Origin of the sequence: Phytobacter massiliensis JC163 (assembly GCF_000321045.1) — a bacterium.
GTDB lineage: Bacteria > Pseudomonadota > Gammaproteobacteria > Enterobacterales > Enterobacteriaceae > Phytobacter_A > Phytobacter_A massiliensis.
Map to the genome: position 1 here is coordinate 293,684 of NZ_HE578949.1, position 22,269 is coordinate 315,952.

The 22,269-nt window shown below is 55.6% G+C and carries 20 protein-coding genes and 1 pseudogene; 9 read left to right on the forward strand and 12 right to left on the reverse strand.

All coding sequences use genetic code 11. From position 1 onward, the window contains the following. The first annotated feature begins 156 nt into the window (after window positions 1–156). The 4 genes and pseudogenes from ENTHG_RS21310 to ENTHG_RS21325 all read left to right on the forward strand — a co-directional run bounded on the left by ENTHG_RS21310 (window position 157) and on the right by ENTHG_RS21325 (window position 5,098). A complete protein-coding gene (locus ENTHG_RS21310) occupies window positions 157–408 on the forward strand; it encodes a hypothetical protein (RefSeq protein WP_044184713.1) in 252 nt (83 codons plus the stop codon). Continuing rightward, window positions 405–622, forward strand: a pseudogene (locus tag ENTHG_RS21315) (hypothetical protein). Before ENTHG_RS21310 ends, ENTHG_RS21315 begins: the two are co-directional and overlap by 4 nt. Window positions 623–840: 218 nt before the next feature. Then, entirely contained in the window at window positions 841–1,920 is a 1,080-nt protein-coding gene (locus tag ENTHG_RS21320; RefSeq protein WP_044184717.1) for a LacI family DNA-binding transcriptional regulator, read from the forward strand. Window positions 1,921–2,023: 103 nt separating this feature from the next. Next, window positions 2,024–5,098 (forward strand): beta-galactosidase, encoded by a 3,075-nt coding sequence (locus tag ENTHG_RS21325; RefSeq protein ID WP_044184721.1) that lies wholly within the window; start codon window positions 2,024–2,026, stop codon window positions 5,096–5,098. 38 nt (window positions 5,099–5,136) lie between these two features. Here ENTHG_RS21325 and ENTHG_RS21330 read toward each other — a convergent pair whose 3' ends face one another. Continuing rightward, a complete protein-coding gene (locus tag ENTHG_RS21330; protein WP_044184723.1) occupies window positions 5,137–6,696 on the reverse strand; it encodes an EAL domain-containing protein in 1,560 nt (519 codons plus the stop codon). Window positions 6,697–6,794: 98 nt separating this feature from the next. Here ENTHG_RS21330 and ENTHG_RS21335 point away from each other — a divergent pair, with 98 nt between their 5' ends. After that, on the forward strand, window positions 6,795–7,511 hold the full coding sequence (locus tag ENTHG_RS21335) for a GntR family transcriptional regulator (RefSeq protein ID WP_044184726.1): 717 nt from the start codon (window positions 6,795–6,797) through the stop codon (window positions 7,509–7,511). On the opposite strand, the gene ENTHG_RS21340 is transcribed toward ENTHG_RS21335, so the two are convergent. Then, window positions 7,512–8,711: an enolase C-terminal domain-like protein gene (locus ENTHG_RS21340; RefSeq protein ID WP_044184728.1), complete on the reverse strand. Its 1,200-nt coding sequence runs from the start codon at window positions 8,709–8,711 to the stop codon at window positions 7,512–7,514. Window positions 8,712–8,982: 271 nt separating this feature from the next. Between ENTHG_RS21340 and ENTHG_RS21345 the strand changes: the two genes are divergently transcribed. Next, window positions 8,983–10,350, forward strand: coding sequence for a PTS transporter subunit EIIC (locus tag ENTHG_RS21345; RefSeq protein ID WP_044184731.1), 1,368 nt, complete (start codon window positions 8,983–8,985; stop codon window positions 10,348–10,350). Window position 10,351: 1 nt separating this feature from the next. On the opposite strand, the gene ENTHG_RS21350 is transcribed toward ENTHG_RS21345, so the two are convergent. From ENTHG_RS21350 to ENTHG_RS21365, 4 genes are read right to left on the reverse strand one after another with little or no spacing between them, the layout of a single operon-like run. Further along, window positions 10,352–11,011 (reverse strand): methionine ABC transporter permease, encoded by a 660-nt coding sequence (locus ENTHG_RS21350; RefSeq protein ID WP_161624535.1) that lies wholly within the window; start codon window positions 11,009–11,011, stop codon window positions 10,352–10,354. Beyond that, the gene (locus ENTHG_RS21355; RefSeq protein WP_081653656.1) at window positions 11,008–11,799 is read right to left on the reverse strand and encodes a methionine ABC transporter ATP-binding protein; all 792 of its coding nucleotides are present in this window, start codon (window positions 11,797–11,799) and stop codon (window positions 11,008–11,010) included. Before ENTHG_RS21355 ends, ENTHG_RS21350 begins: the two co-directional genes overlap by 4 nt. Further along, complete coding sequence (locus tag ENTHG_RS21360; protein WP_044184737.1) at window positions 11,796–12,602, reverse strand: MetQ/NlpA family ABC transporter substrate-binding protein; 807 nt, start codon at window positions 12,600–12,602, stop codon at window positions 11,796–11,798. Before ENTHG_RS21360 ends, ENTHG_RS21355 begins: the two co-directional genes overlap by 4 nt. A gap of 26 nt (window positions 12,603–12,628) precedes the next feature. Continuing rightward, a complete protein-coding gene (locus ENTHG_RS21365) occupies window positions 12,629–13,651 on the reverse strand; it encodes an isopenicillin N synthase family dioxygenase (RefSeq protein WP_044184740.1) in 1,023 nt (340 codons plus the stop codon). 267 nt (window positions 13,652–13,918) lie between these two features. On the opposite strand from ENTHG_RS21365, the gene ENTHG_RS21370 reads away from it, so the two are divergent. Together ENTHG_RS21370 and ykgO are read left to right on the forward strand one after the other, a co-directional pair. Then, a complete protein-coding gene (locus ENTHG_RS21370; protein ID WP_044184744.1) occupies window positions 13,919–14,179 on the forward strand; it encodes a type B 50S ribosomal protein L31 in 261 nt (86 codons plus the stop codon). Between the two features lie 3 nt (window positions 14,180–14,182). Then, window positions 14,183–14,323, forward strand: a complete 141-nt coding sequence (ykgO, locus tag ENTHG_RS21375; protein ID WP_044184747.1) for a type B 50S ribosomal protein L36 — start codon at window positions 14,183–14,185, stop codon at window positions 14,321–14,323. Here ykgO and ENTHG_RS21380 read toward each other — a convergent pair. The 6 genes from ENTHG_RS21380 to acrA all read right to left on the reverse strand — a co-directional run bounded on the left by ENTHG_RS21380 (window position 14,320) and on the right by acrA (window position 21,393). Next, window positions 14,320–15,018 carry a GNAT family N-acetyltransferase gene (locus ENTHG_RS21380; RefSeq protein ID WP_044184751.1) on the reverse strand — a complete coding sequence of 233 codons (699 nt, stop codon included), beginning with the start codon at window positions 15,016–15,018 and terminating at the stop codon, window positions 14,320–14,322. The two genes, ykgO and ENTHG_RS21380, sit on opposite strands and share 4 nt — an antisense overlap. 96 nt (window positions 15,019–15,114) lie before the next feature. Then, the gene (locus ENTHG_RS21385; protein ID WP_044184754.1) at window positions 15,115–15,582 is read right to left on the reverse strand and encodes a YlaC family protein; all 468 of its coding nucleotides are present in this window, start codon (window positions 15,580–15,582) and stop codon (window positions 15,115–15,117) included. Between the two features lie 320 nt (window positions 15,583–15,902). Beyond that, on the reverse strand, window positions 15,903–16,121 hold the full coding sequence (gene hha, locus ENTHG_RS21390; protein WP_044184757.1) for a hemolysin expression-modulating protein Hha: 219 nt from the start codon (window positions 16,119–16,121) through the stop codon (window positions 15,903–15,905). A gap of 22 nt (window positions 16,122–16,143) precedes the next feature. Further along, complete coding sequence (gene tomB / locus ENTHG_RS21395; RefSeq protein ID WP_044184760.1) at window positions 16,144–16,518, reverse strand: Hha toxicity modulator TomB; 375 nt, start codon at window positions 16,516–16,518, stop codon at window positions 16,144–16,146. A 503-nt stretch (window positions 16,519–17,021) separates the two neighbouring features. Next, window positions 17,022–20,171: a multidrug efflux RND transporter permease subunit AcrB gene (gene acrB, locus ENTHG_RS21400; protein WP_044184762.1), complete on the reverse strand. Its 3,150-nt coding sequence runs from the start codon at window positions 20,169–20,171 to the stop codon at window positions 17,022–17,024. A gap of 22 nt (window positions 20,172–20,193) precedes the next feature. Next, window positions 20,194–21,393: a multidrug efflux RND transporter periplasmic adaptor subunit AcrA gene (gene acrA, locus ENTHG_RS21405; protein WP_044184766.1), complete on the reverse strand. Its 1,200-nt coding sequence runs from the start codon at window positions 21,391–21,393 to the stop codon at window positions 20,194–20,196. Between the two features lie 141 nt (window positions 21,394–21,534). On the opposite strand from acrA, the gene acrR reads away from it, so the two are divergent. Next, window positions 21,535–22,188, forward strand: a complete 654-nt coding sequence (acrR, locus tag ENTHG_RS21410; RefSeq protein ID WP_044184770.1) for a multidrug efflux transporter transcriptional repressor AcrR — start codon at window positions 21,535–21,537, stop codon at window positions 22,186–22,188. Window positions 22,189–22,269 lie beyond the last annotated feature (81 nt).

The window sequence follows — 22,269 nt, forward strand, 5'->3', positions numbered from 1 at the left end:
TATTGCTGAAATATTACTTTCATTTAACTGTCATACTTCACGTGCAAAATAAAAGTGGGAACTTTTAAGCTGTCATCATATTTAAATATATTTGTGGATCAGGTTATTAACTTCGTGTATTAATATTCACGCTCACTTATTCGGGAAGGGATAATCATGACCAGTGCGGTATTAAACGTCAAAATTGATGAAACGCTAAAAGAAAAGCTTCGTCACTATGCAGAAGAGAACAGTGAAAACCTGAGTACGGCAACCGAAAAACTGCTGCTGCTGGCTTTCCAGTCAGTGGAAGAGGGGGGAGTTTCGGAAGAGGATATTGATAACCAGCACCTTGAGGAAGAGAGTACTGCTCCGTTAACTCCTAAAGAGATCAAAGCATTACGTAAAATCCTGAAGAAGAAAAAATGAACCCACAACTGCACTCTACGGCCCGCAACTACGGCGAGGCCTGTAATCTGTTACGCTCTGGCTTCGTTAAGCATGTGCGCCTGAACTGGAATATCGAGAGCGATGAGTTCTTTCGCATCGCCTCCGACTGGTGTGACGCTGGCGCAAAAATAAAAAAGAAGGCGATAGTTTCGTTATTTCGCTCAAAGGCTTTCCTATTCCGCCGCAGAAATAATAAAACTGTCATGCAAGCATCATTGTAATTACACCTGATTTTGTGATGATAGCCACAAAATAATAATACCATCTCACACTCATCATGGATGATGTTTGCGACGGGCCGCGATGGCTCGTCGTTATTTATTTTATTCCTCTCTGCATCTCTCAGACGCTGTAACAGCGACCGGCATTATCGGGTACACTGAGCGCCACCACATCGCTACGTTGAAGGCCATGAAAAACATCACCCTCTACGATGTCGCCCGGCTTGCCGGCGTCTCTTACCAGACCGTGTCGCGCGTTATCAACCAGGGCGCGCATGTTTCGCCCCGCACCCGAGAAAAAGTGCTGGCGGCGATGGAAACGCTGCACTATGTCCCTAATCGCGGCGCGCAGCAGCTGGCGGGGAAGCGAACAAAATCCATTGGCCTGCTGACCGCGGACCTTGCGCTGCATGCTCCTTCCCAGATTGCCTCGGCGGTCAAATCCCGTGCCGGGCAGTCCGGCGCCAGCGTACTGATCGCCATGCCGGAACAGCAAGATCCGCAGGGCTGTACCCGCGCATTGCAGGAGCTGCTGGCCCAGCGGGTAGATGGCCTGTTGATTAATCTCCCGCTGGATGATGACCAGGCGCAGGCGCTGGCGGCACAGGCGCATCCGGTACCGGTGCTGTTCCTTGACGTCAGCGACAGCGCCGCCGTTAATAGCCTGGTGTTTGATGCCGCGCAGGGCGCGCGGCTGGGCGTTGAGCATTTACTGGCGCAGGGGCATACACAGATTGCCCTGCTGGGCGGGCCGCGCTCTTCGGTGTCGGCACGGGCGCGTATGGCGGGCTGGAAAGGGGCGCTGGAGCGGGCGGGGCTGACGCCCTGCGGCTGCGAGCAGGGTGACTGGAGCGCGGCTTCAGGCTATGAAAAAGGCCATCTGCTGCTGGGGGCGACGCCAGCGCCGCAGGCGATTCTGGTCGCCAACGACCAGATGGCGCTTGGGGTGCTGCGCGCCTGCGCGGAAAAAGGGCTGACCGTTCCCGATTTGGTGTCGGTGGTGGGTTACGATGATACCGCCGACAGCGCCTGGTTTTCGCCGCCGCTGACCACACTACGCCAGGCTTTTAAAGAGGCGGGGGAACGCAGCGTGGAGTGGCTACTTGCCCGCCAGCCGGGCGATGAGTCGATAGCGCAACTACAACTGCCGGTGACGCTGATTGAGCGTGCCTCAACGGCACCAGCGACGCAGGGCGGCATCAGCGGGGAAACGCTTGCCGGGCGGTTGAATGAACTGGCGCGTCTGGTGGCCCGCCTCGATCGTCGTTAACGCTTTTGTGATCGTTTTCGCTTTGCCGTAGCGCGGCGCTTTACGCAGGGATAATTAGCGTGCATTGTGGCTAAAATTGTGAGCGCTTCGCTAAGAGGGTGTTATGTCTGTTACCGCGTTAAATTCCATACTCAGCCGCCGCGACTGGGAAAACCCGGTCGTTACCCAGTGGCACCGCCTGCCTGCCCATGCGCCCCTGCACGGCTGGCGTGACGAGGGCGAAGCGCTGCGCGATTCGGCGTCCGCCTCGCGCCGTTCCCTGAATGGAGCGTGGCGATTCTCGTTTTTTAACGCGCCGGAAGCGGTGCCGGAGAGTTGGATCCAGCAAGACTGCGCCGATGCTGTCTCTATGCCGGTGCCGTCGAACTGGCAGATGCAGGGGTTTGATATCCCCGTCTATACCAATGTGACCTATCCCATTGCGGTAAATCCGCCCGTTGTTCCCCAAGAAAACCCCACCGGTTGTTATTCGCTCACATTTCATGTTGAGGCACAATGGCTGGAGAGCGGGCAGACGCGCATTATTTTCGATGGCGTTAACTCAGCTTTTTACCTGTGGTGCAATGGCCAGTGGATAGGGTATTCCCAGGATAGCCGTTTGCCCGCCGAGTTTGATTTAAGCGCGGCGTTGCGGCCCGGGGAGAATCGCCTGGCGGTAATGGTGCTGCGCTGGTGCGACGGCAGTTATCTGGAAGATCAGGATATGTGGCGGATGAGCGGCATCTTCCGTGACGTCACGCTGCTGCATAAGCCGCAGACGCACATCGCTGATTTTCATCTGGCGACGCACCTTAACGACGCGTTCAGCCAGGGGCGACTGGCCGTCGAAGCGGAGCTGGCCGGGGAATTTGATGATTGTAGCCTGACGCTGACGCTATGGCGCGGTGAGGAGGTCATCGCCCAGGCACATCAGACACCCGGCGGCGCGGTGGTCGATGAGCGCGGCGGCTGGGCGGAGCGGGTGAATGCAACGCTGGACATAGAGCGCCCGCTGCTGTGGAGCGCGGAAACGCCCTGGCTCTACCGGCTGACGCTTTCCCTGTATGACGGTGCGGGCCGTCTGCTGGATGTGGAGGGCTGCGATGTTGGCTTTCGCCAGGTGGACATCCACAACGGCCTGTTGCGGCTTAACGGCAAACCGCTGCTGATTCGCGGCGTTAATCGCCATGAACATCACCCTGAACATGGCCAGGCGGTGGATGAAGCGACTATGCGTCGTGATATTGAACTGATGAAGCAGCACAATTTTAATGCTGTACGCTGCTCCCACTATCCTAACCATCCGCTATGGTATCGCCTGTGCGATCGGTACGGCCTGTATGTGGTTGACGAGGCCAATATCGAGACGCACGGGATGGTGCCCATGAGCCGCCTTGCAGATTCGCCCCAGTGGTTTGCGGCGATGAGCGAGCGTGTGACCCGGATGGTGCTGCGCGATCGCAACCATCCGTCCATTATAATCTGGTCGCTGGGCAATGAATCGGGGCATGGCGCTACCCACGATGCGCTCTATCGCTGGGTAAAATCCACCGATCCTACGCGCCCGGTGCAGTATGAGGGCGGTGGCGCAAACACGGCGGCAACCGACATCGTCTGCCCGATGTATGCCCGCGTCGATCAGGATCAGCCTTTCCCGGCGGTGCCGAAATGGTCGATAAAAAAGTGGATCGGCATGCCTGATGAAACCCGCCCGCTGATCCTCTGCGAATACGCTCATGCGATGGGCAACAGTTTTGGCGGTTTCGCCCGCTACTGGCAGGCTTTCCGCGACTATCCTCGCCTGCAGGGCGGCTTTGTCTGGGACTGGGTTGACCAGGCGCTGACCAAAAGCGCCCCGGACGGCGAACGTTTCTGGGCCTACGGCGGTGATTTTGGCGACACCCCAAATGACCGGCAGTTTTGCCTTAACGGGCTGGTCTTTCCGGACCGCACGCCGCATCCGGCGCTGTATGAAGCGCAGCGCGCCCAGCAATTTTTCCAGTTTCAGCTTGTCAGCACCGCGCCGCTGGTGGTGGAGGTGACCAGCGAGTTTCTCTTCCGCGCGGCCGATAACGAAATGCTGGCCTGGTCGATTACGCTGGACGGCGAGCCGCTGGCGCAAGGGGAGGTAGCGCTGGCGCTACCGGCGCAGGGAACCGTGCAGATTGAACTGCCGTGCCCTGCATTTCCGCCGCGCGCAGGCGAAATCTGGCTGAACGTGGATGTTTACCAGCGCGCGGCCACCTGCTGGTCGCCTGCAAATCATCGCTGCGCCTGGGATCAATGGCGTCTGCCCGCGCCGCTTTTTGCCGCGCCGCTGAAAGAGGCGGGTCCGCGTCCGACGCTTGAGGCGAATGAACACGATTTCGTGATTGAACACAGCGGCCAGCGCTGGCAGTTTTGCCGCGTCAGCGGCCATCTGAGGCAGTGGTGGCGCAACGGCGAGCCAACCCTGCTATCACCGCTCTGCGACAGCTTTACCCGCGCGCCGCTGGATAATGACATTGGCGTCAGCGAAGCGACGCGCATCGATCCCAACGCCTGGGTGGAGCGCTGGAAAGCGGCCGGGATGTACAATCTCGTCGGCGAGCTGGTGAGCTGCGAGGCGCACGAGAATGCCCATGAGGTAGTGATTACCACCCGGCATCGCTGGCACGCTAACGGGCAGACGCTGTTTATCAGCGACAAATGCTGGCGAGCGGGCGGCGACGGTGTACTGAGGGGGGAGGTGAGCGTGCAGCGCTCGCTCAACGTGCCACCGCCGGCCCGTATCGGCCTGCAGTGTCAGCTGGCGGAGCTGGCCGAAAGCGTCAGCTGGCTGGGGCTGGGGCCGCACGAAAACTACCCGGATCGTCAGCTGGCGGCCCGTCAGGGGCGCTGGACACAGCCGCTTGCGCAGATGCATACGCCTTACATCTTCCCAACGGAGAACGGCCTGCGCTGCGATACGCGGGAGTTAAGCTATGGTCATCATCATCTGGCAGGCGAGTTCCACTTCTCCCTGAGCCGCTACAGCCAGCGGCAGCTTCATGAGACCACGCATCACCATCTGCTGCGGCAAGAGCAGGGCTGCTGGCTGCAGCTTGACGCGTTCCATATGGGGCTGGGGGGCGACGACTCGTGGAGTCCCAGCGTATCGCCCGCGTTTATTCTGCACCGGGAGACGGTACGCTACGCCTTTAGCTGGTCGCAGCGTTAACGACAGCCAACCGGCGCGGCAACTCGCCGCGCCCTGATTCAGCTGGCCTGCAGGTTTCTTTGCGTCCAGGCGATAAACTCATCTTTTGCCAGCGCTTTGCTGTAGTACCAGCCCTGGCCGAACTGGACGCCGTGCTCCTGCAGCCAGCGCAGCTGGCCTTCGGTTTCGATCCCTTCCGCCACCATCGCCAGGTTTAGCGCTTTCGCCATCTCGATAATGTGCGGCGTCACGTTCTTATACTCCACCGCGTCGACGAACGACTTATCGATTTTAAGGATGTCCACCTCCAGGTCTTGCAGATAGCTAAGACTTGAGTAGCCCGTCCCGAAATCATCAATGTAAATAGCGTGCCCCTCAGCGCGCAGTGCGGCGATTACCGGTACGCTCAATTTTGGATCGGCAAAGCCGCGTTCCGTAAGCTCCAGCGCAATTTGCGTAGGTGAAAGCTGCCACTGGTGAATATGCTGCCGGAGCAGTACGGGCAGGTTGCGGTTGAGCAAATCGGTGGGATCGATATTGATTGAAATGTGCATCTCCGGGTTCGCCTGCAGCCAGGCACCCATATCGCTAAAGACATTCTCGATAATTAACCGGGTCAACTGCGGCATCAACCCCGTCTGCTCCGCCAGCGGAATAAACACATCCGGCGCGAGCAGCGTACCGTCCGACTGCCGCCAGCGCGCCAGCGCCTCGGCACCGACCGCTTTGCCGCTGTTAAGCGCAACAATCGGCTGGTAGAAGACAATAATTTCCCGCGCGCGGATAGCATCGAGCATTCGTTGATGGGGCGATTGCAGGCGATGCAAGATACGCAGCAAAAAGAAGGCGATCAGCAGGCTGAACAGAAGGCCAAGGGGCAGCCAGATCATCAGCAGGCGGTGCCAGTTTTGCTGCAGCGGCGTTAACGCCGCCCATGTCACGATTGTCACGCTCAGCTCCGGCGCCGGTGAGACGTGCCAGGCGGCATCCCCGGCGTGAAACTGCTGCGTCTTGCTGTTAATAATTTCCTTGACCATCGCCGGTTCAAGCGGCTGGGTCGCGGCGATCACCTGGCCGGTATCGCGGCCAATCAGGGCAATATTGATAGGCCAGGGGCCAAACGAGAGCACATCAATAAATGAGAGCGGGTCCGTTATCACAACATGATGCTGGCTACCGAGGGCCACCATATTGCGTTTAAAGCCCGGTGTTTCGGCGTTGATTATCCACGCTTTGAAGCCTTCTGGTCCAATGGTTTGCGGGGCAGGAAAGGTAGAGGCGGTGCTGTCGCGCTCCATTGATGAACAGAGCGGGCGCGAATTATCAAGATAGAGCACTTCCTGTACATAGCGGTGGGAATAGGAAATCTGGCGCATCATCAGCAGATGATCCGAACTACAGGGCGTGCCTTTGAAGGTTTCAAGCTGCCGCAGCGCGGTTTTGCCCTGATTTACGACCCGTTCTACGCGCATTTTTACCAGTTGCGAAAAGGTATTCAGCTCGTTCATAAACGATTCTTCCGCCTGGCGATGGGCCAGCCAGATGCTTAGGACTACCGGCAATAACACGGCAAAAATCAGCACGCCTGTGACCAGGCTAATCAGTCGTCGGTTTGTCATGACCAAAAATCCCTGTTTGATACGGCGAAACGTGAGAATCTGCACCTGACAAATGTTATAACACGCGGCAATGCGGGAAAGCTTTCAGGAAATGAGAGATGAAGAAAAAAGAGTTTGTAACTCAGGATCTGCTTAGCAAAATCTATCAGGACAACGCGTCCGGCCCGCGCAAGCTTCCTCCTGAAAGACAACTGGCGCAGGAGTATGGCGTTTCGCGTTTTACCATACGCCAGGCGGTAGAAAAACTGGCGAGCATTGGCGTGGTGCGCATCGTCCAGGGATCGGGTATCTGGATTAACGAGCAGGCCCGCAACAATCCGCTGGTCTATAACTCCATTACCGAAAAGCGTTTCGACCAGATCCGCTTTCGGATGATTAGCCTGCATAAAAAACGCCCCGATCGCGATGAACAGCAAATTTTTGGTCTGACGGATGAGAGCTTTATCTGGCAGTTTTGTCGGCTGCGTTTTGTCGATGAAGAGGCGGTGCAGATTGAGATCTCCCGGATGCCTGCCGCCGACTTTCCTGATCTCAATCAGCAGGTTATTGAAAGCTCTCTGCAACAGTACGTACTGAGTAAGGGCTACCACATCTCCCATATGCTGACCACTTACCGGGCGGTAAGCGTCAGCCGCGAGCAGGCGGCGTTGCTGGGGTGTAAAAAAGGCAGTCCGGCCATGCACATCAGCAACCGCGGGATTCTGCAGGGCGGGCAGGTGTATGAAATCAGCGACATTATTGATATCAACTACACCTGCACGTACGTCATTCCTTATAACCGCGAAAATCTGGCGTTTCGCAAAGGGGAAAGCTGATTAAGGGGTATGGATGCTGCCGTCCGGCAGGCGGCTTTGCGTCCAGTCGTGGGGGCGATACACCACCGGATAGCGTAGCGCTTCCGCTTCATTAAAGGTCACGCCGATGCCCGGCGTTTGCGGCGGATAGATGAAGCCATCCTTGACTACCGGCGCGCCGGGGAAGACGGCGTCTGTCTGCGCTGAGCGCGGGATATACTCCTGAATCGCCGCGTTATGCAGGTGCACATTCAGGTGTGTATTCACCGCCACGCCTATCGGCGTCATATCGCCAGGACCATGCCAGGCGAGACGAATGCCAAAGGCCTGGCACAGCACCGCCAGCTTAAGGGCGGGGGTAATGCCGCCAATTTGCGAAACATGGCAGCGGATAAAATCGATCCGCCGGTTGACGATTAGGTCATGCCACTCCGCCGGGTTGTTAAACAGCTCCCCCATCGCCAGCGGCACGCTGCTGTGCTGGCGCACCTGATCCAGCCAGGCGCTCTGCTGCGGCGGCAGAATATCCTCAATAAAATAAGGCTGGTAAGGTTCAAGCTGCTTTGCCAGCTGTACCGCCTGCTGTGGGAAAAGCCGCTCATGCACGTCATGAAGGATATGCAGGGTATAACCGTATTTTTCCCGCAGCGCCCTGAACATGGCGACGGTGTTCTGCATATATTCCTGCTGATCAAAATAAGCGCCCGCTGTTGGGGCGTCCGGCGTATGCAGGGCCGCCGGGGTGCCGCCGTAAAAGCCTAACTGGCAGCGAATATGGCGGTAGCCCTGTTCACGCAGGCGGTCAACGCTCGCGAACAGTTCGTCAAGCGTCTCGCCGCTGGCGTGGCTGTAGGCGGCAATGGCGTTACGCGCCTGTCCGCCGAATAGCTGACAGAGCGGCATACCCGCCAGCTGGCCTTTAATATCCCACAGCGCCATGTCCACCCCGGAAATAGCGTTATTCATCACCGGGCCGTTTCGCCAGTAGGCGTTGACGTTCATCATCTGCCAGAGGTCTTCGATATGGTTGGCGTCGCGGCCAACAAGCAGCGGCCTGAGATATTCATCAACCATCGTCTTCACCGCCAGCGGGCGCTGCTGGAAGGTGGCGCAGCCGTGGCCGACTATGCCTTTATCGGTAAGAATGCGTACGGTCACCAGATTGTGTCTGTCCGGGCGGGTGATAAAGCAGTCGATACCTTGAATCAGGGTTGGCGTCACAGGAAAACTCCTTAGCGCAGGTTAAGTCAGAATGGTTATTATCTTCCCCTTAATTTTATCTACGGGTAAACCGTTTTTTTAAATTTTTTTGGTCAGTTATTTCATTATCTTTTAATTAAAAACCAGACCAATTTGCCTTCAATCGTGCTTTTGATTCCTTTGTATGGTTAAATTGTGACGGATTTCATATTTTATTGGTTTGTTTTACGTTTTCAGTTTCTCTACCCTTGGTGGCAGGTATTAAAACGACAATATTCCGGCGGGAGCAGGTATGGGGACGCAAGAAGCCATTGGCAAAATTATTCACCTGGTGGGTGGTAAAGAGAATATCAATAATGTCTGGCACTGTATGACGCGCCTGCGTTTCGATCTGGTGGACGACAATAAAGTGGATCAGGGCGCGATCAAAGCGCTGCCCGGCGTGCTGGGCGCACAGCTACAGAGCGATCAGTTCCAGATTGTCATCGGGCCGAAGGTGAATAGCTGGTATGAACAGATGCTGGCGATGCTGGGCACCGCTCCTCAGGCAGGGGAGCAGGCGGCGGGGCGCAAAGGGCTGGTATCGTTATTTATGGATACCGTCTCCGGCGTTTTTGGGCCCATTGTTCCGGCGATTGCCGGGGCCGGGATGATTAAAGGGTTGCTCGCCGGCCTGATCGCGCTAAACGTGGTCTCGGCGAAAAGCGATACCGTGATGATTATCGACCTTATTGCCAGCGGCGTGTTCTATTTCCTGCCGTTCTTCCTGGCCGTGTCGGCGGCGAAAATTTTTAAAACCAACGAGTACCTGGCGGCAGCGGTGGCGGCATGCCTGATGTATCCCTCGCTGATTGATGCGGCGAAGGCGCTGGCGGCGCATCAGGAGGGGGCGGTAAGCGCCTTCTGGTTGCTGGATGTGCTGCCGGTGTCGGTATTTAACTACTCCGCCAGCGTCATTCCGGTGATTTTCTCGATCCTGGCGCTGAGCTACATTCACCGCGGGGTGGATAAAATCATGCCCGACGTGTTGAAAACGGTCTTTACGCCAACCCTGACGCTGTTCCTTGCCGCCCTGGCCGCGCTGGTGGTCATTGGGCCGATTGGCATTTACCTGGGTAAAGCGCTGGCCTGGTTTATTGAGGGGCTGTTTGGTATTTCCGCCAGCTTCGCGGGGCTGGTGGTCGGCGCGATTCGTCCGGTGGCGATCCTCACCGGCATGCACCACGCTATGACGCCCATCGCGCTGCAAAACTTTAGCGAGCACGGCTACGACATGCTGATGCCGATGATGTTTATGGCTAACATGTCCATCGCCGGGGCAACGTTCGCCATCTGGCGCCTGAGCAAAAACCGCCAGGATAAAACCGTCACGCTGTCGGCGGCGGTCTCCGCGCTGCTGGGGATTACCGAGCCTGCGCTTTTTGGCGTACTGACGCGCTACAAAAAAGCCTTTATCTCCGCCACCATCGCCAGCGCGCTGGCCTCGGCATTTATCGCTTTCTTCGGCGTGCGGCTGTACGGCTATATCCTGTCGAGCATCTTTAGCCTGCCCGCCTATATCGGCCCGTACTTTACGTTTGCGCTGTCCGGGGTGGCCATCGCCCTGATCCTCTCGTTTGTGCTGACCACCATTCTGGTGAAAAAAGAGCAGCGGGCGTAATTCATCGTCGGTGCGCCAGACGGCGCACCAGCCGATCGCCCACCATCTGCACGGTCTGAACCAGTACCAGTAAAATCACTACCGTGCCGGCCATCACCTCATTATTGAAGCGCTGATAGCCATAGCGGATGGCCAGGTCACCGAGGCCGCCGCCGCCGATCACCCCGGCCATTGATGAAAAACCGATGAGCATTACCACGGTAAGCGTGATGCCAGCCAGAAGGGCCGGGAGCGCCTCCGGCAGCAGGGCTTTGGTAATGACGTGGCGGGTCGTGCCGCCCATAGAAAGAATGGCCTCGATACGCCCGTGATCTACCTCATCCAGCGCGTTTTCCGTCAGCCGGGCAAAAAAGGGAAAAGCGCCGATGGTGATTGGCACGATTGCCGCCGTACTGCCAAGCGTGGTGCCAATAAGCAGGCGGGTAAACGGAATGAGCGCAATCAATAACACCAGAAAAGGCAGCGAGCGGCCAAAGTTGATAACGGTACCCAGCAACGCATTGGCGCGTGGCATGGGCAACAGCCCGTTGGCGCGGGAAAGATAGAGTAAAACCCCTATTGGCAGGCCGATGAGTACGGTAAATATTGCCGCCAGCGCCACCATATAGAGGGTCTCCAGCGTGCCGTTGAGCAGCAACGGCCACAGATCGGCAAAATTCATGCTACTACGCATAGCGGCCTCCCGTTAAAGCCGTGACGGGCAAGGAAATCGCGCTCGGCCTGCGGGTCATGTAGCAACCCCTGACGTAGTTTCGACCAGGGAGCCACCAGCAGATCGGCGATCTTCCCGCTTTCGATAACTTCGCCATTTTCCAGCAGCGCGGCGTGATCGCACAGGGTTTTCACCACCTCAAGTTCGTGGGTGATAAGGACAATGGTCAGTTTTAGCTTCTGGTTGATATCCGCCAGCAGCGCCAGCACAGAGGCGGTAGTCTCAGGATCCAGCGCGCTGGTGGCTTCGTCGCACAGCAGCACATCCGGCTTTGCCGCCAGCGCTCTGGCGATGCCAACACGCTGTTTCTGCCCGCCGGAGAGCTGCGACGGAAATGCCTGCGCTTTTTCACTCAGCCCCACCAGCCAGAGTAGCTCCTCAACCCGCGCCTGGCGCGAGGCTTTCGGCAGACCGGCAATTTCCAGTGGGACGGCAACGTTATCCGCCACCGTGCGCGCGTGAAGCAAATTAAAGTGCTGGAAAATCATCCCGGTTCGCAGACGGTGCTCCCGTAACCCGGCCTTATCCAGCCGGGTAATATCGTTGCCGTTAACCACTATCCGGCCAGCGGTAGGCCGCTCAAGCAGATTGAGGCAGCGGATCAGGGTGCTTTTACCCGCGCCGCTGCGCCCGAGAATGCCGTACACCGCCCCTTTCGGTATGCTTAACGACACGTTATTCAGCGCCGGTCGGCCTGCTCCGGCATAGCGTTTACTCAGCCCTTCAATCTCAATCATGACTGCGGCGAGACCGGGATAACCGAACCGTTATAGGTTTTACGGATAAATTCCGCTACCTGCGGGGAGGTGAGATCTTTCGCCAGCGCTTTAATGCGCGGATCGTTGGCGAGATTTGGGTTGGTCACCAGAATATTGGCGTAGGGGTTATGGTCAGCGCTCTCCAGACCCAGCGCGTCTTTCGCCGGAGAGAGTCCGGCCTCCAGCGCGTAGTTGCCGTTGATCACGGCCAGATCGACATCATCCAGCGAACGCGGTATCTGCGGCGATTCAACTTCAAGAATTTTCAGCTGTTTCGGGTTTTCGGCGATATCTTTCGGCGTTGCCAGCGTGCTGGCCGGATCGGTGAATTGCGCACTCAGCTTTATCAGCCCCTGGCTTTGCAGCAGAAAAAGCGCGCGGCTCAGGTTGGTTGCGTTATTTGGCACCGCGACGGTGGCCTTTTCCGGCACATCTTTAAAATCTTTATATTTGCGTGAATAGATGCCGAGCGGCTCAATATGCACGGTTGCCGCCACGGCGAAAGTTTTACCCAGCGCTTTCTCCTGATCTTTTAAGTAAGGAACATGCTGGAAGTAGTTAGCGTCCACGTCGCCATTGGCCAGCAGTTCATTAGCATTGGCGCCGCTGGTCAGCTCCACAACGGTAATGTCCAGTTTCGGATCCAGCTTTTTCACGTAATTGAGGATTTCAGCATGCGGAACCGGGTCGGCCGCGATACGTAATGTGTTTGCCTGCGCGGAGCTCCAGGCCAGTGAAAGAGACAACGCAACCCCTGCCAGTTTAAATGCGGCATATTTCATGTGCTTATTCCTGTGTTGTTATGGTGTCAGACGATCAGTTGTTCCGTGCGTTCACGCAGCACATCGCGGTAGTAACGTTCAGCCACGTCCGGGTGCGAACGCAAACGGCCTTTCAGGTAGTTCCAGCCCACGTCCCGTAACAGGGGATTGTGCGGATCGCTTTCCGGCCCGAGCGCTTCGCGCGCCAGCGCTTCCGGCAGCGCATAGACGGGGACTACGGCATCAAGTTGGGCACCAAGGAAGAAGGCGATAGAGAGGCGATCTTCCCCGAGCGGGGGTGAAACCACGCGGTGTACCGTGGCGCGTAAATAGCCGTTGGTCGCCAGCTCAAGCAGCTCGCCAATATTCACCACAAAGCTGCCGGGCAGCGGGGCGGCATCGATCCAGCGATCGGGCGCGACTTCAACCTGCAGACCGCGCTGCTGATCCTGCAACAGGAAGCTCAGGAAACCGGAATCTTTATGCGCGCCGACCCCCTGAGCGCCATCCTGCTGGCCGGGGTAGCGGATCAGCTTGATATGTTCGTTAGGCATTTCGCCGTAGAGCGCGTCGAAAGCGTCAGCAGGCAGACGCAGCGCTTCGGCGAAGGCGCGCAGCAGCACAAGCGCCATTTCGGTCATCGATTTTTGCCACAGCAGCAGCGTCTCTTTTAGCGCGGGCTGCTGGTCAGGCCACTGGTTGGGTCCCTGTAACCGACGCCAGCGGGGATCGTCCTGCGCAAGCGACAGCTCCGGACGTTCCGCGCCGATATCGAACTGTTCGCGCCAGTCGGGTTTGCCGCGGGTAATTTCCGATGCCGCGCGGTTATAGCCGCGAAAATGGGGGGAGTGGATCATCGCGACCTGCTGCTTCTGGTCGTCGCTAAGGGCGAAGAAGCGGCGAGCTTCCTGCTGGACGGCACGTTGCAGGTTTTCTTCAATGCCGTGATTGATAAGGTAGAAAAAACCGATGTCGCGTGCAGAAACGCGCAGCTGTTGCAGAAAGTCATCCCGCTCAGCGGGGTTGAAGTAGCGGGCAAGATCGAGAATGGGTAGAGTCGTTGCGTTCATTATCTTCTCCGAATAAGGGGTTGCAGGCAGCGTTTTTATGTTTTCGGGATGGGGTGCAACAGCAGCAGCGCATCATCATGCTCTCCTTAAAAAGGAATGAACTCAGCTTGCCTGATGGCAGTGATTTCAACCAATAACCTTCTTTTCTAATTTATGTCCGGGCGGGATCATGTGCTTTTGCGAAAAATGCATAACGCGTGGTGGTTGCGGTAGCAGATAAAATTCGCTAGACTTTTGTTATGTTATAACAAAACATATGAGAGTAAGATGAAACCTGATATCCATCCGCACTATCGTACCGTGGTGTTTCATGACACCAGCGCGAACGAATATTTTAAAGTGGGTTCGACCATCAAAACCGAAAGAGAGATTGAGCTTGAGGGGGTGACTTATCCCTATGTCACCATTGATGTCTCGTCTGTTTCACACCCGTTTTATACCGGCAAACAGAAAGTGGTGGGCACTGAGGGCAGGGCTGCGCGTTTCCAGCAGCGCTTTGGCAATTTTCCCGGCACAAAGCGAGGTTAACCCATGCAGGTCCTTAACTCATTGCGTAGCGCGAAACAACGCCACCCTGACTGCCAGATAGTCAGACGCAAGGGGCGTTTATACATTATCTGTAAAACTAACCCGCGTTTTAAGGCGGTGCAGGGGCGTAAGAAAAAACGCTAGCTGCGCCAGCTTTCCAGAGCACGTAGCTGTTTGCCGTCGGCGGTAAAATTCCCGGCGGCAAGCCACTGTCGAAATGCCGCATCCAGCCCCGCCCATTCGCTGTCAATAATCGAAAACCAGTCGGTATCGCGGTTACGGCCTTTAACCACCAGCGCCTGACGAAACCTGCCTTCAAACTGAAAGCCGAGCCGTAGCGCAGCGCGCCGGGAGGGCTCATTCAGGCTGTTGCATTTCCACTCGTAACGCCGGTAGCCCAGGGTTTCCAGCACGTAACGCATGAGCAGCCACTGCGCTTCGGTGGAAGCCGCCGTTCTGCTTAACAACGGTGAAAAATGGACGTGGCCGACTTCCGCTACGCCGTTGGCGGCATCAATGCGCATCAGGGCGAAGGTGCCGACGGGGGACTGGGTGCGTAAATCAATCACCGCAAAATGTAGCGGGTCGTGCAGGGCGACCGCGTTTTCCACCCATGCTGTGTAGGCATCAATATCTTTTTCCGGCTCCCGCCCCAGCCATGTCCAGCCTCGTCCATCGTCCAGACGGTACGCCGCAAAAAGCGCGCCTGCATGGCTGACGCTCAACGGTTCAAGACGGCAATAGCGGCCTTCAAGCGTAACGCGTTGCGGAAAGGGGCGTGGCTGCCAGTGAGGAAGGGCGTCGCCAACAGGCTGCCCGTATTGATTCAGTTGCGTCATAGTAGCTCCTTGTCATCGTCCCTCTACATTAAAACGATGCGGGCGACAGAAGAAGTACTCATGATAAAAGCCGCACTCCGTTGCGGCAGAGGAGATTCAGGCAGCCTCTGAGCGAGTGAGGGTAAAGACGTCGTAGAACGACAGATCTCCCTTACGCTCTATCATCTGCTGGAGCTGGATTTTGCGTTTTTCTTCCACCGCAGGTGAAGTGAGAATAGCGGCAATCAGCTCCTGGGGAACAAAGCGCGTGTTATACCACTCGCCGTTGTAACAGACGCGAAAATCGAGCACGTCGATATCGTCGTAGTGGTAGCGTGGGTAGACATCAAAAAAGAAGAAGCCGTTCAGCAGTATGAACAGCACCACCAGCAGCCAGACTGAATCGGCCAGCGTCTCGGACAGCAGCATCACCGCGAGCGTGGCGAGAAAGGCAAGATACATACCGATAAACAGACCCGGATGCTTGCGAATAAAGCTGATGCTAAAGCGCGGACGGTTGTCACGCTTTTCCCGGTGGTTAATGTCGTCGATTGTTTCGTTGAGCAGCCGCTGGATCTCTGTCATCTGACGCCTTAGTGATAGGGGAAGAAAAGTTTAGCGCCTATTTTAAGTTGCCGGTTTGTGTTAAAAAAGTAACAGTTAGTCGACAAAAAAAGATAACAGTTGCTGGTTTTCCTGTGCAGTAAGGGGCTTGTCAGCGTGAAGTCGCTGAACGAACGCGCGGTGCGACGATAATCGTGCTGGTGACATCGCCCCGGTCGCGACAGGCGTCGCGATCCTGCTCTGGCCCGCATTTAAACGTAGTGCAACGTTTTTTCACACTGCGGGCAGGTGCCTGGCGTTGGATAAATAAGACAAAGCCACAACAATTCTTTGCGAGGAGATTAGCGGACAAATTTCCACACGGAAGGCGGGATTTTGTCGTAAAGCTTATTCATTGTCAGTTCGGCCAGGCGATGATCCGCCGCTGAATAAAACACCGTCAATTCGTCATCAGGCAGTTCGTATTTATTTTTCTCAATGACGCGCTCCAGAGTGTCAATTGTCTGGCAGCGTCGTAAACGCATCAAATAATCAATTTTAGTGAGTGGTTTGGTGGACATAGTCTTACCTTTAATCGTTATATTAACAGGAGTGGCTAACGGGATTAGCCTTGCTCACATTGGCGAAACAGTGGAACAGACGGTTTCCCGACTTGCGCCATTTCTGTAAGTCTTGTGTGGTGATACCGTAACTGCTAAACAGCATGAATGTATCATCAAGGTATTCGTCTATCTGGGCGACCAGATTATTATCTTCATTATACTTAATTTTATAATTCAGTGCGAAGGTAGCGATATGCTCAATCAGCTCATTGAGCTGCAAATTCACCGCCGACGTAGGATCGTTGACCCAACCGTGGTGGCTCTCCTGCAGATTTATCAGGCAATCCTGGTATAAGGTTTCGCAAAGAAATTTCAACTGCGCGATATCATGCCTTTTTGGCGAGTATTCGTCCATAACGCATCCCCTTTTGAGTCGCTTTTTTTTCTAACCGAACACTGCTCCGGGGTGGAAACGTCTTATCTGACCAGCGGTACTGCCTGCTTTCCTTCATCTATTTTAACTATAAGCTACTCTCTAAAAGATTTCATGGCGCTATTACGAAAAATTACAATTATTACGCTTTGGCAGTCGGCACAGCCATCCTGTCTCCGCCTGTTGCGATCTGAGCATGGGCGTCTGCATACAAGTACAATAGTAGGCCATTGATATCATAAAGTTAACGTTAAAAAGGTTTATTTTTTTATTCTAAATCTCATATTGTTTTTCTGCCAGGAATATTCCTGGTTAAACGCATACTATCGGGCAATTAAGAATTTTACCTAAAAATAAGAACAGGGCTAAGGCCGTATTTATTTTAAGCCTAATTTCTTAGGTAAAATAAATAATCTGAAGAGATCCTTATAGAAATTGCTACAGGCATAAAAAAGGCCGCTTACGCGGCCTTCGACGGATGATGATTAGTGATGCTCAACGCTGTGGCTGTGCTCAATATCATCATTTTTACGGCTAAAGCGCCTGCGTACAACCACAAAGAACACAGGTACGAAGAAGATAGCCAGAATGGTTGCGGTAATCATACCACCCATTACGCCGGTACCTACCGCGTTCTGCGCGCCGGAGCCTGCGCCAGAACTGACGACCAGCGGCAGTACCCCGAGGATGAACGCCAGCGAGGTCATCAGGATAGGGCGCAGACGCATACGAACCGCATCCAGCGTCGCCTCTATCAGACCTTTACCTTCTTTATCCATAAGATCTTTGGCGAATTCAACGATAAGTATCGCGTTCTTCGCCGACAGACCAATGGTTGTCAGCAGGCCCACCTGGAAGTAAACGTCGTTATTCAGGCCGCGGAACGTCGCTGCAAGCAGCGCCCCGATAACCCCGAGCGGTACCACCAGCATAACGGAGAACGGAATTGACCAGCTCTCATACAGTGCCGCCAGGCAGAGGAAGACGACAATCAGCGAGATGGCATACAGGGCAGGGGCCTGGTTGCCGGACAGACGTTCCTGATAGGACATACCCGTCCAGTCGTAGCCGATACCCGTAGGCAGCTTGCTCGCCAGTTCTTCCATCATTGCCATCGCCTCACCGGTACTTTTACCCGGCGCAGCCTGACCCTGGATCTCCATTGACGGCAGACCGTTGTAACGTTCCAGACGCGGTGAACCGTATTCCCAATGGGACGTAGCGAAGGAGGAGAAAGGAACCATCTGCCCGTTGGCGCCACGCACGTACCAGTTGTTGATATCGCTTGGCAGCATACGGTATTTAGCTTCGGACATCAGATACACTTTCTTCACGCGACCGCGGTCGATGAAGTCGTTGACGTAGCTACCACCCCATGCTGCGCCGAGCGTGGTATTGATGTCGCTCAGCGAGACGCCCAGCGCCTGCGCTTTTTCCTGATCGATATCGATTTTGAACTGCGGCGTATCTTCCAGGCCGTTGGGGCGAACGCCAACCAGCAGGTCCGGATGTTTCGCCACTTCGCCAAACAGCTGGTTACGTGCCTGGGTTAGCTTGTCATGCCCCAGGTTCGCCTGGTCAATCAGCTCAAAGTCAAAGCCGGTTGCCGTACCCAGTTCCACAATCGCAGGCAGGTTGAAGGCGTAGACCATCGCATCTTTAATCGCGGCAAAATGGGCGCTGGCGCGGCCGGCAATCGCCGGAACCTTGTTCTCTTCGCCCGGGCGATCGCCCCAGTCTTTCAGCGAAACGAATGCCAGGCCGGTGTTCTGACCACGACCCGAGAAGCCGAAGCCGTTAACGGTAAACACGGAGTTTACGTTAGCTTTTTCGTTTTCCAGGTAGTATTTGGACACTTCATCCAGCACCTTCTGCGTACGCTCCTGCGTGGCGCCTGCCGGAAGCTGCGCCATGGTCAGGAACACGCCCTGGTCTTCATCAGGCAGGAAGGAACTTGGCAGGCGGACGAACAGGTAAGCCATGCCGACCACGATCAGAATATAGAGCACCAGGTAACGACCGGTACTGCGCAGAATATTACCTACGCTGTCGGTGTAGTGGTGAGTACTCTTATCAAAGACGCGGTTGAACCAGCCGAAAAAGCCTTTTTTACCTTCACCATGATCGCCTTTAGCGACCGGTTTCAGCATGGTCGAGCACAGGGCGGGGGTGAGGATCAACGCGACCAGCACCGACAGCGCCATTGCCGACACGATGGTGATGGAGAACTGACGATAAATCGCACCGGTAGAGCCGCCGAAGAAGGCCATCGGGATAAATACCGCCGACAGTACCATGGCAATACCCACCAGCGCGCCCTGAATCTGGCCCATGGATTTACGGGTTGCTTCCTTCGGCGGTAGTCCCTCTTCGGACATGACGCGCTCGACGTTTTCCACCACCACGATGGCGTCATCCACGAGCAGGCCTATCGCCAGCACCATACCAAACATCGTGAGGGTGTTTATCGAGTAGCCAAATATCGCAAGGATGGCGAATGTACCCAGCAGAACGACCGGCACCGCGATAGTAGGAATCAGGGTTGCGCGGAAGTTTTGCAGGAACAGGTACATTACCAGGAACACCAGTACGATAGCTTCTACCAGCGTTTTCACCACTTCGTTAATGGAGATCTTAACGAACGGGGTGGTATCGTACGGGTACACCACTTTCAGACCATGCGGGAAGTAGGGCTGCAGCTTATCAATGGTGGCGCGCACCGCGTTAGCGGTATCCAGCGCGTTAGCGCCGGTGGCAAGTTTAATCCCCAGACCGGATGCCGGCTGGCCGTTATAGCGGGCGATAACGTCATAGTTTTCGCCGCCAAGTTCCACTTCCGCCACGTCGCGCAGACGAACCTGCGAACCGTCCTGATTGACTTTCAGCAGAATTTTACCGAACTCATCCGCCGAGGTCAGACGGGTTTGCGCGATGATAGAGGCGTTCAGCTGCTGGCCTTTAACCGGCGGCGTACCGCCCAACTGACCGGCTGCGACCTGGGCGTTTTGCGCTTTGATAGCCGCAATCACGTCCACCGGCGTCAGCTGGAAGTTGTTCAGTTTGGTGGGGTCCATCCAGATACGCATCGCATACTGCGCACCGAACAGCTGCACGTCACCCACACCGTTAGTACGGCTGATAGGATCTTTTACCGTAGCGCCAATGTAGTCGGCGATATCTTCCTGCGTCATGGAGCCATCGGTGCTAATCATACCGACGACCATCAGGAAGCTGCTCGACGACTTCTCAACGCTCACGCCCTGCTGCTGTACTTCCTGCGGCAGAAGCGGCATCGCCAGCTGCAGTTTGTTCTGTACCTGTACCTGGGCGATATCCGCATCAGTACCGGAATCAAAGGTAATGGTGATCTGCACCGTACCGGAAGAGTCACTGGTTGAGGACATGTAAAGCAGGCCATCGATACCGTTCATGTTCTGTTCGATAACCTGCGTCACGGTGTCCTGCACCGTTTTGGCATCCGCTCCGGGGTAAGTCGCGCTGATCTGAATTGCCGGTGGCGCAATCGTTGGATATTGCGCAACAGGCAGCTTCAGGATCGCCAGTCCCCCCGCAAGCATGATGATGATCGCGATTACCCAGGCAAATATGGGGCGATCAATAAAGAAATTTGGCATGTCTTAACGGCTCCTGTGTAAGTTAAGACTTAGACTGCTGTGACTGCGCGCCGCCCTGGGCTTGCTCTTTATTCTCAGCGGTCACTTCCTGTGCTTTTACCTGCGCACCGGGTCTTACTTTCTGTAGGCCTGTCACAATCACGCGATCGCCCGCTTTCAGCCCATCGGTCACCAGCCATTTATCGCCAATAGCCTGCGTGGCGTTAATCTGGCGGACTTCGACTTTATCGCCTTCACCCACGACCATCGCCGTCGCGTCGCCGCGCGGAGTACGGGTTACCCCTTGCTGCGGTACCAGAATCGCATTCGGGTTGGTCCCTTCTTCGAGCTTCGCCCGCACGAACAGCCCTGGCAGCAGGGTCATATCCGGGTTGGGGAAAATCGCGCGCAGAGTGATGGAGCCGGTGGTCTGATCGACAGTGACGTCAGAAAATTCCAGCGTGCCGGTCTGCGGGAATTTCGTGCCGTCGTTGCTTACCAGTTCCACTTTCGCTTTGCCGTTCTCTTGCTTGAGCGTGCCGTTAGCCAGCTCCTGCTTGAGGCGCATAAAGTCGTTGCTGGACTGGGTCACGTCAACGTAGATAGGATCGAGTTGCTGAACGGTTGCCAGCGCGTTGGTCTGGCCGGTCTGCACCAGCGCGCCTTCCGTTACGGATGATTTACCGATGCGGCCGCTGATAGGGGAGGTCACTTTGGTATAGGCAAGGTTAATACGCGCGGTTTCAACAGCGGCTTTTGCTGCCACTACCGCTGCGTCAGCCTGCTGTGCGTCTGCCTGTGCGGAGTCGTAATCCTGTTGGCTGATATACTTCGTGCCCAACAGTTTTTTATAACGCTGCAATGTGGTACGCGCAATGCTGGCTGCCGCCTGCGCTTTCGCCAGGTCGCCTTTCGCGCTTTCGTAGGAGGCCTGATAGGTTGCCGGATCAATTTGATAAAGTGAGACACCTGCCTCAACATCACTGCCTTCGGTGAAGTTACGCTTTAAAATGATGCCACTCACCTGAGGGCGAACTTCTGCAACGCGATAGGCGCTGGTTCTTCCCGGAAGCTCGGTTGTGATCTGCAATGGTTCCGATTTAAGTGTGACGACGCCAACTTCCGGCGCTTGCCCTGCGGCTCCCTGCTGTTGAGCAGGTTTGTCGTCACATCCTGTAAGCGCTAAGCTGCCTGAAAGCATCAGAACGACCGCCAGAGGCGTTAACCCTCTGTTTTTGTTCATATGTAAACCTCAAGTGTCCGATTTCAAATTGATCAATGGATCAATGTCCAAAAACCCATTGCTGCGTTTATATTATCGTCGTGCTATGGTACAAACATTCATAAATGTATGTAAATCTGACTCCTGTCAATTCACCAACATATGGCACGAAAAACCAAACAGCAGGCACAGGAAACGCGCCAACACATTCTTGATGTGGCCATGCGCTTGTTTTCTCAGCAGGGTGTCTCGTCAACCTCGCTGGCGGATATCGCGCAAGCTGCGGGCGTGACCCGCGGGGCGATTTACTGGCACTTCAAAAACAAGTCGGATTTATTCAGCGAAATCTGGGAGCTGTCAGAGTCCAGCATCAGCGATCTCGAGACTGAGTATCGGGCAAAATTCCCTGACGATCCACTGTCAGTTTTACAAGAAATACTGGTTTATATCCTCGAAGCAACCGTTGTCGAAGAGCGTCGCCGCCTGATGATGGAGATAATCTTTCACAAATGTGAATTCGTTGGCGAAATGGCGGTGGTGCAAGAGGCGCAACGTAATTTATGCCTTGAGAGCTACGACCGCATCGAGCAAACGCTCAAAGAGTGCATCCAGGCCCGCTTACTCCCCGCCACGCTGCTTACCCGCCGGGCGGCTGTGTTAATGCGCGCCTATATATCCGGCATTATGGAAAACTGGTTGTTCGCGCCCGAGACGTTTGATTTGCACAAAGAGGCGCGAGATTATGTAGCGATACTACTGGAGATGTGCAGGCTCTGTCCAACACTGCATGAAGCGCCAGCAAGCCTGTCCGCCTGAGTAAGAATAAGGTGACTAGGTTGTAAAAGCCTGTCGTGCTATGCTTCGCGCGTGGCTAGTTTCGGCCATTTTCCCGTATAC

Excerpts from the sequence above, each read along its gene's own strand:
- ENTHG_RS21310 (WP_044184713.1), top strand. The coding sequence starts at position 157 with ATGACCAGTGCGGTATTAAACGTCAAAATTGATGAAACGCTAAAAGAA.
- ENTHG_RS21320 (WP_044184717.1), top strand. The coding sequence starts at position 841 with ATGAAAAACATCACCCTCTACGATGTCGCCCGGCTTGCCGGCGTCTCT.
- ENTHG_RS21325 (WP_044184721.1), top strand. The coding sequence starts at position 2,024 with ATGTCTGTTACCGCGTTAAATTCCATACTCAGCCGCCGCGACTGGGAA.
- ENTHG_RS21330 (WP_044184723.1), bottom strand. The coding sequence starts at position 6,696 with ATGACAAACCGACGACTGATTAGCCTGGTCACAGGCGTGCTGATTTTT.
- ENTHG_RS21335 (WP_044184726.1), top strand. The coding sequence starts at position 6,795 with ATGAAGAAAAAAGAGTTTGTAACTCAGGATCTGCTTAGCAAAATCTAT.
- ENTHG_RS21345 (WP_044184731.1), top strand. The coding sequence starts at position 8,983 with ATGGGGACGCAAGAAGCCATTGGCAAAATTATTCACCTGGTGGGTGGT.
- ENTHG_RS21350 (WP_161624535.1), bottom strand. The coding sequence starts at position 11,011 with ATGAATTTTGCCGATCTGTGGCCGTTGCTGCTCAACGGCACGCTGGAG.
- ENTHG_RS21355 (WP_081653656.1), bottom strand. The coding sequence starts at position 11,799 with ATGATTGAGATTGAAGGGCTGAGTAAACGCTATGCCGGAGCAGGCCGA.
- ENTHG_RS21360 (WP_044184737.1), bottom strand. The coding sequence starts at position 12,602 with ATGAAATATGCCGCATTTAAACTGGCAGGGGTTGCGTTGTCTCTTTCA.
- ENTHG_RS21365 (WP_044184740.1), bottom strand. The coding sequence starts at position 13,651 with ATGAACGCAACGACTCTACCCATTCTCGATCTTGCCCGCTACTTCAAC.
- ENTHG_RS21370 (WP_044184744.1), top strand. The coding sequence starts at position 13,919 with ATGAAACCTGATATCCATCCGCACTATCGTACCGTGGTGTTTCATGAC.
- ykgO (WP_044184747.1), top strand. The coding sequence starts at position 14,183 with ATGCAGGTCCTTAACTCATTGCGTAGCGCGAAACAACGCCACCCTGAC.
- ENTHG_RS21380 (WP_044184751.1), bottom strand. The coding sequence starts at position 15,018 with ATGACGCAACTGAATCAATACGGGCAGCCTGTTGGCGACGCCCTTCCT.
- ENTHG_RS21385 (WP_044184754.1), bottom strand. The coding sequence starts at position 15,582 with ATGACAGAGATCCAGCGGCTGCTCAACGAAACAATCGACGACATTAAC.
- hha (WP_044184757.1), bottom strand. The coding sequence starts at position 16,121 with ATGTCCACCAAACCACTCACTAAAATTGATTATTTGATGCGTTTACGA.
- tomB (WP_044184760.1), bottom strand. The coding sequence starts at position 16,518 with ATGGACGAATACTCGCCAAAAAGGCATGATATCGCGCAGTTGAAATTT.
- acrB (WP_044184762.1), bottom strand. The coding sequence starts at position 20,171 with ATGCCAAATTTCTTTATTGATCGCCCCATATTTGCCTGGGTAATCGCG.
- acrA (WP_044184766.1), bottom strand. The coding sequence starts at position 21,393 with ATGAACAAAAACAGAGGGTTAACGCCTCTGGCGGTCGTTCTGATGCTT.
- acrR (WP_044184770.1), top strand. The coding sequence starts at position 21,535 with ATGGCACGAAAAACCAAACAGCAGGCACAGGAAACGCGCCAACACATT.